The organism is Terriglobia bacterium, assembly GCA_020073495.1.
In the GTDB taxonomy this organism is placed as follows: Bacteria; Acidobacteriota; Terriglobia; order Terriglobales; family Acidobacteriaceae; genus JAIQFD01.
Genome location: JAIQFD010000001.1, coordinates 1 through 13,940, shown reverse-complemented (window position 1 = coordinate 13,940; position 13,940 = coordinate 1). Strand labels below are relative to the sequence as shown.

At 62.3% G+C, this 13,940-nt stretch carries 9 protein-coding genes; 7 read left to right on the top strand and 2 right to left on the bottom strand.

Annotated features, from left to right (window positions below; all coding sequences use genetic code 11):
- Window positions 1-3 precede the first annotated feature (3 nt).
- The 6 genes from LAN37_00045 (at window position 4) to LAN37_00020 (ending at window position 5,785) form a co-directional block, all read left to right on the top strand.
- Complete coding sequence (locus tag LAN37_00045; GenBank protein MBZ5645594.1) at window positions 4-1,191, top strand: glycosyltransferase family 4 protein; 1,188 nt, start codon at window positions 4-6, stop codon at window positions 1,189-1,191.
- A complete protein-coding gene (locus tag LAN37_00040; protein MBZ5645593.1) occupies window positions 1,175-2,476 on the top strand; it encodes a glycosyltransferase family 4 protein in 1,302 nt (433 codons plus the stop codon). Before LAN37_00045 ends, LAN37_00040 begins: the two co-directional genes overlap by 17 nt.
- Before the next feature lie 13 nt (window positions 2,477-2,489).
- Entirely contained in the window at window positions 2,490-2,915 is a 426-nt protein-coding gene (locus LAN37_00035) for a hypothetical protein (GenBank protein MBZ5645592.1), read from the top strand.
- 14 nt (window positions 2,916-2,929) lie between these two features.
- Window positions 2,930-3,220, top strand: coding sequence for a hypothetical protein (locus LAN37_00030; protein MBZ5645591.1), 291 nt, complete (start codon window positions 2,930-2,932; stop codon window positions 3,218-3,220).
- Window positions 3,221-3,295: 75 nt separating this feature from the next.
- Window positions 3,296-4,057, top strand: a complete 762-nt coding sequence (locus LAN37_00025) for a polysaccharide deacetylase family protein (GenBank protein MBZ5645590.1) — start codon at window positions 3,296-3,298, stop codon at window positions 4,055-4,057.
- Window positions 4,058-4,261: 204 nt separating this feature from the next.
- Window positions 4,262-5,785 carry an NAD(P)/FAD-dependent oxidoreductase gene (locus LAN37_00020; GenBank protein MBZ5645589.1) on the top strand — a complete coding sequence of 508 codons (1,524 nt, stop codon included), beginning with the start codon at window positions 4,262-4,264 and terminating at the stop codon, window positions 5,783-5,785.
- Between the two features lie 64 nt (window positions 5,786-5,849).
- On the opposite strand, the gene LAN37_00015 is transcribed toward LAN37_00020, so the two are convergent.
- Window positions 5,850-7,586, bottom strand: coding sequence for a glycosyltransferase family 39 protein (locus tag LAN37_00015; GenBank protein MBZ5645588.1), 1,737 nt, complete (start codon window positions 7,584-7,586; stop codon window positions 5,850-5,852).
- A 659-nt stretch (window positions 7,587-8,245) separates the two neighbouring features.
- On the bottom strand, window positions 8,246-8,509 hold the full coding sequence (locus tag LAN37_00010; protein MBZ5645587.1) for a transposase: 264 nt from the start codon (window positions 8,507-8,509) through the stop codon (window positions 8,246-8,248).
- 598 nt (window positions 8,510-9,107) lie between these two features.
- Between LAN37_00010 and LAN37_00005 the strand changes: the two genes are divergently transcribed.
- Window positions 9,108-13,940 (top strand): DUF4082 domain-containing protein (locus tag LAN37_00005; protein MBZ5645586.1); only part of this gene is annotated, 4,833 nt, incomplete at its 3' end.

The window sequence follows — 13,940 nt, the reverse complement described above, 5'->3', positions numbered from 1 at the left end:
GCCATGCGCATTGGCGTCGATGCAACCTGCTGGTTGAATCGCCGGGGTTACGGTCGCTTCACGCGGGCGCTACTTAGCGCCGCACTGCAACTGGACCGCCGCAATGAATACGTCTTCTTCGTGGATGGCGAGTCCGAGGAGTTCCCCTTCCCGCCTGCGGTGACGGTGACGCGGGTAGAAAGCGACGTGCCCACGGTGCAGGCTGCCGGAGCGCAGGGACGGCGTTCGCTGCGCAGCATGTGGAGCATGAGCCGTGCCCTCAGTTCGAAAAAGTTGGACCTGGTTTTCTTTCCCTCGGTGTACAGCTACGTGCCCCTGACCACTCGCGCCCCCAAGCTGGTGACCGTGCACGATGTGATCGCGGAGATGTTCCCCAGCCTGGTGTTCCCGACGCGCCGCTCCAAGTTCTTCTGGTGGGCCAAGGTGAAGGCCGCATGCATTCAAGCACGGCTGGTGCTGACGGTGTCCGACTATTCGCTGCAGTGTCTCGCCCAGCAACTGAAGATACCGGTCTCGCGGATGCGGGTGGTGTCCGAAGCGAGCGACCCGGCGTTCCGCCGGCTGCAGGGCCAGGACCGGGGTGCCTTGTTTTGCCGGCTGCGGATCCCCGAAAGCGCACGACTTCTCACCTACCTCGGAGGATTCAGCCCGCACAAGAACCTGAGTCTGCTGGTGGATGTGTTTCGCGAACTGCAAGGCCGGCCGGAGTTCTCCGCCGTGTACCTCGTGCTGGTGGGAGACTACCAGGGAGACGTATTCTATTCCTGCTATAAACAGCTCCTGCACCAGGTGCGCGAGTATGGGCTGCAAGAGCGAGTCGTGTTCACTGGTTACCTGGGCGACGAGGAAGTGGTGCAACTGCTGAACCTATCAGAAGCGCTGCTGCTGCCGTCGTTCTGCGAGGGGTTCGGGCTGCCGGCGGTGGAAGCTGCGGCCTGCGGCACACCGGCGGTGGTAACGACCCGAAGTCCTCTGCCCGAATTGTTGGGCGAGGGGGCTATTGCAGTCGACCCGCTGGATCGCGCCGGATGGCAAGAGGCCATCACCCGCATCCTTTCGGACCCACGAAAGCGCGAGCTGATGCGGAGCGCTGGGTTGACTGCCGCGCGGCAGCTCTCCTGGGAGAACTCCGCACGGCAACTGCTTTCCGCCTTTGAGGAGGTGGTCAGCCCCAGTGCCGCGTCCTCTTAGGTTCTGCCACATCTCGATCTTCTACCCCCCGTACAGCTTCGGCGGTGACGCCAGGTACGTGCACCGGTTGGCCAACGCGCTGGCGCGGCGCGGGCATGAGGTGGACGTGATCCATTGCGCCGATTCCTACCACGCCCTGGAGCCGACCGTGCCGGCGACTGACGTTCCCAACCTACCTGGGGTGACAGTGCATACGCTGCGCAGCGGCTGGGGGAAGCTCTCGCCGTTGCTCTCGCAGCAGACCGGCGGCACGTGGCTGAAGACGCGGCCGATCCGGGAGGTCTTGCTGAGCAAGAAGTTTGACGTGATCCATTATCACAACATTTCCTTGTTTGGGCCCAAGGTCCTGCTGCTCGACCCCGACTACCGGGACTTCGTCAAACTGTACACCACGCACGAACATTGGCTGGTGTGCCCCATGCACGTGCTGTGGAAGAACAATGAGCGCCTATGTGATAAGCCGGCGTGCTTCCGCTGCGCGCTCACCTACCACCGGCCCCCGCAATGGTGGCGCTATAGCCGTTTGTTGGAGCGGTGCACCAAGGCGGTGGATACGTTCATAGCCCCCAGCGAGTTCACACGGCAAATGCACCGGGAGAAAGGGTTCCAGCGGGAGATGGAGGTCCTTCCCCATTTCATGCCCGTGGTTGAGAGCGAGGCAACTTCCTCGCCACACCCCAGGCCGTTCTTCCTCTTCGTGGGACGGCTGGAAAAGATCAAAGGCGCGCAGAACCTGTTGCCGGTCTTTCGTGACTACCCACACGCCGATCTGCTGATCATTGGCACTGGAACGTACCAGGGGGAACTGCAACGGCAGGCCGGTTCGATGTCGAACGTGCGGTTTCTGGGCGCGCTGCCGCAGGAGCAGGTGCACGCCTTCTATCGCCACGCCATCGCGGTGATCGTGCCCTCCATCTGCTACGAGACCTTCGGGTTGATCATGATCGAAGCTTTTACCGAGCGTACTCCGGCGATCGTGCACGACCTGGCGGGAATGAGGGAACTGGTGGAAGAGAGCGGAGCCGGGTTTAGCTATCGCTCCCCGGAGGAACTCCTTGCGGCCATGGAGCGCCTGCGCACGGATGCCGGGTTGCGGCGCGACATGGGGGAGAAAGGCTACCGCAAGTTCCTGGAGCGCTGGAGCGAGGAGGCACACCTGAGCCATTATTTCCGCATCATCGAGGAAACCGCCCGACGGAAGTTTGGGCGGATTCCCTGGGAGGCCAGCGAGCGGGACTCAACGTTTCAGCCAGCTTCGGTGGGGATGCGAGACCAGCCGCTCTAGCACAAGCAAGCTCTTGACGAATGCAAAGGTGGTAATCTTGGCGCAGTTGCGGCAGAATGCGGACTATCTTCCTATGCCCGAGCAGCAGAGAAAGCCCTTGTCGCCGGTGTTGCTTGCCTTTGCGCCTATTCATCGGACCGCCCTGGGTGTGGCCAGTGGAGTGGTTCTGGGCGGAATCATTTTCCTCATGACGGCGATTCTCTTGATCAAGGGCGGGCCCAGTGTAGGGCCCAATCTTTGGCTGCTAGGCCAGTATTTCATCGGTTACAGAGTGACTTGGCCGGGATCGCTGATCGGGCTGGCCTGGGGGTTCGGCGTTGGCTTCGTGCTCGGATGGGGTTTTGCCTTGGTGCACAATCTTGCGGTTTGGTTGTGGCTCACCCTGATTCGTTCCCGTGCGGACATGGAGGAATACGGAGACCTCCTGGATCACTTGTAGCAGGAGGAAGTGCCATGGTGCGAGAAGAGGAGCTGTTGGAGAAAGCGGTTGTCCGGTTTAACAGCAAGCTGTTTGGCTTGGTGCTCGGGCTCCTTTGTGGGATCGGCCTGTTCCTGACCACCAACTTCCTGGTGCTGAAAGGGGGGTCGCAAGTAGGTGCACACTTGGGCTTACTTTGCCAGTTCTTTCCCGGGTATCGGGTGACCTTTCTGGGCAGCCTGGTCGGATTCGTATATGCCGGGGTAGTCGGGTTCGTGGTTGGATCCGTTCTAGGGGCGGTCTACAACAAGGTCGCAAGGGTCTGACAAGCCCGGCTTCGACGAGACGCCCCGCCCGTGCCTCGAGGGAGACTGACGCGGCAATTCTGCGAAATCGCGCTCATGGACAAAGTCACCGAGCCGCTAATCCTGACCTACCATTCGATCTCCGCGGGACGGCCCCCTTTGGCCACGCCGCCTCCGCTGTTCACCGAGCAGATGGAGTGGCTTGCGGCGAACGCGCGGGTAACGTCGCTGTCCGACTTAGTGGAAGCGCTGGTTGGGGGACGAACCATGCCTCCACGAAGCGTGGTTCTCACATTCGACGACGCTCTCCTGGACTTCTATTCGCAGGCCGCCCCTGTGCTTCGGCGGCTGGGCCTTCCCGCCGCCGTGTTCGTGCCCACAGGACATTGCGGGCGCACAACCCGCTGGGCTACTCAGTTGGCCTCGGTCGAGGAACGGCCCTTGATGTCGTGGCCGCAGGTGCGCGAAATGGCGGAGCAAGGATTCATTCTCGGGGCTCACAGTGTCAGCCATCCGATGCTAACTGAAATCATTCCTGCGAAGGCCGAGCGAGAGATCGTGGACAGCAAGGCCGAACTGGAATCCAGGATCGGGGGGCCAGTCGAGTTTTTCTGTTATCCGTATGGCTACTGGAACGCCGATTTAAGGGAAGTGGTGAAGTCGCACTATCGTGCGGCCTGCTCCACGACAACCGGAGTGGTCGGCCGGAATGCGGATGTATTCGCGCTACCGCGAGTGGACGCTTATTACTTGCGGCGGCCAACGATGTTCCGTAATCTCTTCAGCCAGCAAATGGGAACTTACTTGGGCCTGCGTCGCATGCTTCGCCGGATTCGAGGTTACGGCCAGGCGTCCTAATCCATGCTCTATGTCTGGGGAAATGTCAGGAAACGGTAATGTGAGTGTGCAAAGGATTGCACATAAAGGGAAACCTCTGCGCCTGCCAAATCTCGATGTTTGAATAATTATCATCAAATCATAGACTTACATGACAACCAGTATTTCCATGAGTGGCACCAGAATTGCAACTTGAACAGCCGAAGCTAAGCCAACGGGAAAGAAGTGTCTGCCCACAACGTAGTGATAATTGGCGCCGGTCCTGCCGGGTTGACCGCAGCCTACGAACTCGCCAAGCATAAGGTCCCTGCCGTCGTTGTGGAGGCGGACAAGGTCGTCGGCGGAATCGCGCGCACGGTCAACTACAAGGATTACCTGTTCGACATCGGCGGTCACCGGTTCTTCACCAAGTGGGATGAGGTCGAACAGGTCTGGAAAGAGATTCTGGGGGACAAGTTCCTGGAGCGGCCCCGCCTTTCGAGGATCTTTTACCGAAAGAAGTTCTTTTACTACCCGCTCAGGCCCGCCAACGCGCTGTTCGGCTTAGGCATACTGGAGAGCATCCGGATCATGCTCAGCTATCTGCACGCGCGCGTGTTTCCCAGCCGGGAGGAGGAGAATCTGGAGCAGTGGGTTTCCAACCGCTTCGGCAAGCGGCTGTACGAGGTTTTCTTCAAGACATACACGGAGAAAGTGTGGGGGGTTCCTTGCACCGAGATCCGTGCGGAATGGGCGGCGCAGCGGATCAAGGGCCTGTCGCTAACCACGGCGGTGCGGAACGCGTTGCTGAAGCCCAAGAAGTCGAACGTAAAGACGTTGATCGATAAGTTTCATTACCCGGAGCGAGGGCCGGGGCAGATGTGGGAGACCCTGACGCAGCGCTTGGAGCAGAACGGCTACCCGGTGCTGATGGAGCGCCCGGTGCAGCGCATTTGTCACCGGGGAGGGCGGGTGACCCACGTGCTGACCCGCGGGCCACAGGGCGAGGAATTATTCCCCGGCACGGATTTCATCAGCTCGATGCCCATCCGCGATCTCATCAACGCCCTTGAACCTGCCGCTCCGCAGGATGTGCGTGACGCCGCAAACCGGCTCTCCTACCGCGACTTCCTGATCGTCAGCCTGATCATCAACCGCGAAACGTTCGCGCCCGACAACTGGATCTATGTGCACGAGCCCGGGGTGAAAGTGGGCCGCATCCAGAACTTCAAGGCGTGGTCTCCGGCCATGGTCCCCGACCCATCCAAGTGCTGCGTGGGAATGGAATACTTCGTCTTCGAGAATGATGAGCTATGGTCCAGTCCGGACGACAAGCTGATCGAGTTGGCGCGCTGTGAACTGGCGCAGTTAGGCTTGGCGCGGCCGGAAGAGATCACAGACGGGACCGTCGTGCGCATGCCGAAGGCCTACCCCATGTACGACACCGGCTGGTCAGAGCAGGTGGAAATCATTCGCCGCTATCTGGAAAGCGATCTGCCCAACCTGCAACTCGTGGGGCGGAATGGGATGCACAAGTACAACAACCAGGACCACTCCATGATGACCGCGATGTGCGCGGCCCGGAACATCCTGGGGGAACGGCACGATCTATGGGCGATCAATGCGGAAGCTGACTACCACGAGGAAAAGCGCGGGGAGCCCGCGACGGAAGCGCAACGCCCCGCCTACGCAGAACCTCCACGGGTGGAGCACCGACCTGGTACCAGCACCACTGGGGGAGCGGCCGCGGCCGCAAAGGCCTCCGACTAGCTCAGCCATCCAGGCTGGGTCCCTTCTGGCTGCTTCTGTGGCACTAGGTTTCTTGGAGCGGCTCTTAGCGAATCCCCAAGTCGGCCAGGGGAACCACAATGTCTCGTCCCAAGGTCAGCATCTTCAGGTCGAGATACTTGGCCGTGGGAGCAGCCGCCTGTACGTTCTCGTAAAGCAGCAAGTCTTGTTGCGCCGAGCTGGTCTGATCAGTGACCATCGGGAATCTGCCTACCAGTTTAAACTGTGGCCCCTGCAACAGCTCGCGCAGGACACCCTGGATCGGAAAGCCGTAATTCTTGTGATCAGACACGACGATGTGCTTGATCCCATACGCGGCCATCAACTCCCGCAGATCCTCCGGCGTGTGTAGCAGTTCCCGACTGCCATAGAAGCGGATGATGTTGGTGACGTACAGGGCCTTCGTCAAGATGACAAAACGGCGTTGTGAATCGTAGGCCCGCATGTAGAAAATCAGGTTCCCGCTAAAAGCGTTGAGATCATCGACCAAGACCACTTCTCCACTGCCGGGGGCCTGGGTCAATCGCCTCGCCAATGCTGAATAGCCGGAAAGGTGCGCGTAGCTCCCATAAATGGCTCCCGTAAGCTGGCGAAATCGACCCGTGACGCCGGCAAAGCCATAGACCACCAACAGCAGCCCGCAAGCGACCAGTCCTAGGGCCCCAGTCCGGCGGGTGCGAACGGCGATCGCGAGCGGCCAACTGGCGAAATAGATGAGCGGGGGGAGCATCGTGAAAGCGTAGCGGGGGTCCCGTGCGGCCAAGAGAGAGAGGCTGAGATAGCAGGCCACGATCCAGAGCAGCATCCACACCGCGCCGCGCCGGCTTCGCTGGAAAAACAGCATGATGACACCGGATGCGGCGAGCAGCAGGAGAGGCCAGCCCAGTTCTCCAGGGAGCACGCGCCAGTAGTACGTAAAATCGGCGAGGCGATAAGCGCGCCGCTCAACCACATGTGCGGCGAGCGTCCGTCCGTGAACCCTCGCCGCTAACGCGTAATAAGGGACCAGCAAAACAGCGGACAGCGCGAAGGCTCGAACCCACGTCCAGTTGAGAACCAGCGACCACTTCCGTTCGACGAGCAAGGTTAGGATGAATAAGGGCAGCAGGGGAATGGCTTGCGGTGCAGTGAGAAGCGCCAGGCTGGAGAGGACGGCGACGCGATAGAGCAGGCTCCGATCTTCCGTCTGCAAGCACCGTATCCAGAAGTACGCAGCGCCCAGGCAAAGGGCCAGCGCGGGGACGCCGAGTAAGACGGCCTGCGTGAAGTAGAACAGCGATGGCGTCAAGGCCAGCATCACGGTGCTGAACGCCGCAGCGACGGGGTTAAGAAGAGCTCGAACCAGCTTGAACCAGAACACTAGCCCCACGAGCATGAACAGCAACACGGTCAGGCGGGCTGTTTCCAAGGATCGGCCGGCCAGGAGAAACATTCCGCCTTCTACCAGATGGAAGAACGGCGGCCAGTGGATCAGGCCCAATGCGGGATACTGTGCGTAGTATCGGTAGGTGTACTCGACAGGGTGAGACAGCGGTCTATCGGTCATCAGGTCGGCAAAGTAAACACCCGTGACCGCATTGCGCGTCTCGTCCTCGCTATAAGAGAGATCCTGGCAGCGGAGTTGGGCGTAACCGAGGAGCATTGTTGCAAGCAGAAGGCAGCCGAGCAGCAGAAGCCTGCCTTGAGGCTCGCGGTCAAAGTATCTAACCCAGGGCGGTTGGAGATCAGAGTCTGCAGGGGGGGCTGGCATTTGCCCACCGAGGATCGGCGATGGTTTGGACATTTCTGCTGATGAGTCGCAGTTTGGAAGAAATTACTTTCCCCACGACTGCTCAACCCTTTATCTAAGTTGCAAACTTCTTGTCAGGGGAGGTCGGGATCAACAACCCAAACTCGACGCCGTTAGTGCCAATCGAGACTCGCCAACTGCCCCTTACAAAATACTTCATCAGCTATCCGAAGTTCCACTGGAATCACGCCGTGCACCATAAGCAAGATGACAACCCTGTCGAGTGCCGCACCGCACATTGTGACGCCCAATCCCCACTCGCGTCCTCACCCCGCAAGAAGGCGGAGAGGACTGTGGTCAACATTCTGGTCACCAACTTCCTCCGCCGACTTCCCCACCCGCTACCGCAAGGACCTTGACAAGGTATTGCTGTTGGGCATCTTCCGAGATCCTCCTTCGCCGGTCGTCCGTGACCCAGACAAGACGGGGCAGGAGGAGACCATCCGCGTCCTCCGCCAGATCGAGCGCGCCAGCCTCATCTCTTCCAGGGAATTGCGCTTGGACAGCGGCGAGCGCTGGGCCAGTTCGATCATCGCGCATTTCTTCCCACAGCTCACCCGGCTGCAACTCCGTCGTTCAACCAATCCTAGCTCTGACTTTTTTTCAGCAGCACGTTGGCCAGGCTCAGGTCGGCAACCAACTGCTTCAGCCGCTCATCTTCCCGCTGCAGTCCTTTCACCTCGTCCCTCGTGGCCCCCTTGCACTGCGTCGCCCAGCATCCGAGCCTCGTCCTCTTCCAGGAAGTCTTTCAGCCACTTGTAATACGCCGTTAGATGGATCCCATCCTGACAACATAACTTCGCCACCGCCACCTCGCCGCGCATGCCTTCCAGCACGGTGCGGACCTTTTCCTCGGCGCTGAAGCGGCGTCGCGCTTCCCGCTTGCTCTTCCGGATCAGAGCCCGTGCGGTCTCCACCGTACGCCTGCTCCCTGCCAGTGGTACTTCAGAGTCCTCTGCGGACGCAGAGGTTGGGTTGGTGTCGTCCGGCAGGTTCAACCTTTCCGGTCCCGCTGTTGCGGTAGTCTGCTCCCGTCCTGAGGTGAACGAAACCATTTAGATCTGTGGCTTAACCGCTGACCTCAAACTGTCCTAATGACGCTGACGGGCATCGCCGGGCGAGGCTGGGGAAAAGGTCTGCGCTTTATGTGCAAGTGTTTTGCGCGACTCCCAGCCAACTGGAGCAGAGGGCAGCGCTTGGAGCGGGGGTTCTGGTTCCATAAGGTGAATGCCTGCTACAATCTGCGGGCCTATACCTCTCCTCAGGAGCAGTAGTCTATTAGTGGTCGTTGTCTTGCATACCAATTTGCAGAGCTGCCAGAAACGCTGAAATGACCCAATTGCACCCCTCCGTCTACCGCCTTCGGCCCGGAAGCCGCCGCCTTGCCTGCGGCGAGGTGGGAATGGCGAAACCGGAGCAGTTCTCGAAGTCCCAGCCATGCTTCCGTGAAGGAACAATTCAGTGACATTCCCTTTGGTGAGTCTCCGTAAGACCCTGCTCTCAGTTGCAATAGTGATGGCCTTATCCTGCCTGCCTGCTTATGGCCAGGGGAAGCGCGTAGTAGATGACGGCGACCGCGTGACCCTGCCCGGGGCCGTGCCCCCGCAAGCGATGGCCGCCATGGATCAAGGCCTGGCGCCAGCCGACTTGCATATGGAACGCGTGATCTTGGTGCTGGCGCCACGTCCGGGAGCGGTGCAGCAGCGCGAAAAGCTGATGCGCGACCTGCATGATCCCAGCTCCTCTCTGTATCACCAATGGATCACTCCGGAGGAGTATGGGTTGTGGTTCGGTATCTCCGACGACGACCTGGCCGCGGTCACCGGCTGGCTGCAATCCTACGGGTTCACCGTCGAGGAGATCGGCAAGGGCCGCGGATGGCTCAATTTCAGCGGCACGGCCATTCAAGTGGAGCAGGCGTTCCACACCCAGATCCATCAGTACTTCGGGCCAGACGGCATGCACACCGCCAACGCGGTGGCGCCTTCGATCCCGAGAGCGCTTGCGGACATAGTGGTAGGGCTAGTCTCCCTGCATGATTTCCGCAAGAAGCCGCAATTGGCGTTCGTGCAAGCCGTGGATCCGAACTACACCTCGGGCGGCAGCCATTATCTGGCGCCCGCGGACTTCGCCACCATCTACAACGTCAATCCGCTGTACAGCGGCGGCATCGACGGGACTGGCCAGATCATCGCGATCGTCGGCCGCACCGATATCAACATCAACGACGTGCACACCTTCCGGAATACTTTTGGCCTGCCCGCAAACGATCCCATCTTTGTGCATAACGGCCCCGACCCCGGCAACCTGGGCGGCGGAGAAGAGACGGAAGCCGACCTGGACGTGCAGTGGTCGGGAGCGGTCGCCAAGAATGCGACCATCAAGTTCGTCATCTCGGCATCCACCCAATCCACCGATGGCGTGGACCTCTCGGCGCAGTACATCGTGGATAACAACCTGGCTGTCGCCATGAGCACGAGCTTCGGGCTGTGCGAACAGCTCTTAGGCGCTGCCGAGAACACGTTCTACAACAATTTGTGGTTCCAGGCCGCCACTCAGGGCATCACTTCGTTCATTTCCTCGGGCGACAACGGGGCAGCGGGCTGCGACTCCGGCAGCGCATCCACGGGCACGATTCCCGCCGTGAACGGCCTTTCCTCCACGCCCTACAACGTGTCCGTGGGCGGCACGCAATTCATGGACACCCCCCCAGCCGACCCGTCGTTGTACTGGGCGGCTACGAACGATCCCACGACGAAGGGATCGGCGCTCTCTTACATTCCGGAGATGGTGTGGAACGAGAGCGGGTCGGTTCCCGGTGGATCGGGACTCTGGTCCGGCAGCGGGGGCGCCAGCACGATTTACGCCAAGCCCTCCTGGCAAGTAGCTCCAGGGGTCCCCGCAGACGGCAAGCGCGACCTCCCCGACGTGTCCTTGAGCGCAGCCGGCCATGACGGGTATCTCGTTTTCCAGGGGGGAGGACTGTTCTCCGTCGGAGGTACGTCGGCGTCGTCGCCGTCGTTTGCGGGCCTGATGGGGCTGATCGTGCAACAGACGGGGAACCGGCAGGGCAACGCCAACACTGTCTTCTACCCGCTGGGCAACAGCCAATACGGTTCTGCTGGACCAGTTGTGTACCACGACACCACGGTAGGCAACAACACGGTCCCCGGCGTGACCGGCTTCAATGCTGCGGCTGGGTACGACCAGGCGAGCGGACTGGGTTCCGTGGACGCCACCGCTCTGGCGAACAACTGGAATTCCGTTTCGACCTTCTATCTGTACGCCGCGCCCGACACTCTGAGCGTGGCTCGGGGAAACTCCGGAAATGTCACCGTCAGCACGACCGCGAGCGGCGGTTTCAACAACGCGATCACGCTGAGCGCGTCGGGGATGCCGGCGGGGGTGACGGCGGTGTTCGTGCCCAACCCGATCGCGGCGCCGGGTTCGGGCAGTTCCACAATGACGTTGACCGTGGGCGGATCCGTCTCCCTCGGCACCTACAACATCACGGTGACCGCGACCGGTGGCAGTGTGACCCAAACCGCAATCGTCAAATTGACGGTCACCGCTGCAGACTTCACCGTCTCGGCCGCGCCCAGTTCGGTGACGGTGGCGCAGGGGAACAGTGGGACCTCGACCATCACGACCACGATCTCTGGCGGGTTCAGCGCGGGGATCACGCTCTCGACGTCGGCGTTGCCCAGCGGGGTGACGGCGGCGTTCGTGCCCAACCCGATCGCGGCGCCGGGGTCGGGAACGTCGACGCTGACCTTCACGGCCACGGCATCGGCGGCGCTGGGGACGACGACGGTGACCATCACGGGGGTGGGCGGGGGGATCACGCACACCACGACGGTGACGCTGACGGTGCAGTCGGGAACGTCCGCGGCGTCCTCGATCTGGAGCAATGCGACGCCGGCGGTGGTAGACGCGGGAGCGGACTCCTCGGTGGAGTTGGGAGTGAAGTTCACGGCGGACGTAGGCGGCACGATCCAGGGGATCCGGTTCTACAAGGCGGCGGCGAACACGGGGACGCACATCGGAAGCCTGTGGGACAGCCAGGGGCATCTGCTGGCGACGGCGACCTTCACCGGGGAGACGGCCTCGGGATGGCAGCAGGTGACCTTCTCGTCTCCGGTGACCATCACCGCCAACACCGTGTACGTGGCCTCGTACCACACCAGCGTGGGGCACTACAGCCTGACCAGCAAGTACTTCGCCACGTCGGGGGCGGACAATCCGCCGCTGCATGCGCCGGCGAGCGGGGCGGTGGGCGGCAACGGGGTGTACAAGTACGGGGCCAGCACCGTGTACCCCGCCAACAGCTACAACGCCACCAACTACTGGGTGGACGTGGTGTTCGCGACGACGGCGAATCCGGACTTCACCGTCTCGGCCTCGCCCAGTTCGGTGACGGTGGCGCAGGGGAACAGTGGGACCTCGACCATCACGACCACGATCTCTGGCGGGTTCAGCGCGGGGATCACGCTCTCGACGTCGGCGTTGCCCAGCGGGGTGACGGCGGCGTTCGTGCCCAATCCGATCGCGGCGCCGGGTTCGGGAACGTCGACGCTGACCTTCACGGCGACGGCATCGGCGGCGGTGGGGACGACGACGGTGACGGTCACGGCGGTGGGCGGCGGGATCACGCACACCACGACGGTGCAGCTGACAGTGACCCAGCCGGACTTCACCGTCTCAGCCGCGCCCAGTTCGGTGACGGTGGCGCAGGGGGGTTCCGGGACCTCGACCATCACGACCACGATCTCTGGCGGCTTCAACGCAGGAATCATGCTGAGCACGTCGGCGTTGCCCAGCGGGGTGACGGCGGCGTTCGTGCCCAACCCGATCGCGGCGCCCGGGTCGGGAACGTCGACGCTGACCTTCACGGCCACGGCATCGGCGGCGCTGGGGACGACGACGGTGACCATCACGGGGGTGGGCGGGGGGATCACGCACACCACGACGGTGCAGCTGACAGTGACCCAGCCGGACTTCACCGTCTCGGCCGCGCCCAGTTCGGTGACGGTGGCGCAGGGGAACAGTGGGACCTCGACCATCACGACCACGATCTCTGGCGGGTTCAGCGCGGGGATCACGCTCTCGACGTCGGCGTTGCCCAGCGGGGTGACGGCGGCGTTCGTGCCCAACCCGATCGCGGCGCCGGGCTCGGGAACGTCGACGCTGACCTTCACGGCCACGGCATCGGCGGCGGTGGGGACGACGACGGTGACCATCACGGGGGTGGGCGGGGGGATCACGCACACCACGACGGTGACGCTGACGGTGCAGTCGGGAACGGCCGCGGCGTCTTCGATCTGGAGCAATGCGACGCCGGCGGTGGTAGACGCGGGAGCGGATTCCTCGGTGGAGTTGGGAGTGAAGTTCACGGCGGACATAGGCGGCACGATCCAGGGGATCCGGTTCTACAAGGCGGCGGCGAACACGGGGACGCACATCGGAAGCCTGTGGGACAGCCAGGGGCATCTGCTGGCGACGGCGACCTTCACCGGGGAGACGGCCTCGGGATGGCAGCAGGTGAGCTTCTCGGCTCCGGTGACCATCACGGCCAACACCGTGTACGTGGCCTCGTACCACACCAGCGTGGGGCACTACAGCCTGACCAGCGCGTACTTCGCCACCACGGGGGTGGACAATCCGCCGCTGCATGCGCCGGCCAGCGGGGCGGTGGGCGGCAACGGGGTGTACAAGTACGGGGCCAGCACCGTGTACCCCGCCAACAGCTTCAACGCCACCAACTACTGGGTGGACGTGGTATTTGCGTCGACGGCGAATCCGGACTTCACCGTCTCGGCCGCGCCCAGTTCGGTGACGGTGGCGCAGGGGAACAGTGGGACCTCGACCATCACGACCACGATCTCTGGGGGCTTCAGCGCGGGGATCACGCTCTCGACGTCGGCGCTGCCCAGCGGGGTGACGGCGGCGTTCGTGCCCAACCCGATCGCGGCGCCGGGGTCGGGGACGTCGACGCTGACCTTCACGGCCAGTGCATCGGCGGCGGTGGGGACGACGACGGTGACCATCACGGCGGTGGGCGGGGGGATCACGCACACCACGACGGTGCAGCTGACAGTGACTCAGCCGGACTTCACCGTCTCAGCCGCGCCCAGTTCGGTGACGGTGGCGCAGGGGGGTTCCGGGACCTCGACCATCACGACCACGATCAGCGGAGGCTTCAACGCGGGGATCACGCTGAGTACGTCGGCGTTGCCCAGCGGGGTGACGGCGGCGTTCGTGCCCAACCCGATCGCGGCGCCGGGCTCGGGAACGTCGACGCTGACCTTCACGGCCAGTGCATCGGCGGCGGTGGGGACGACGACGGTG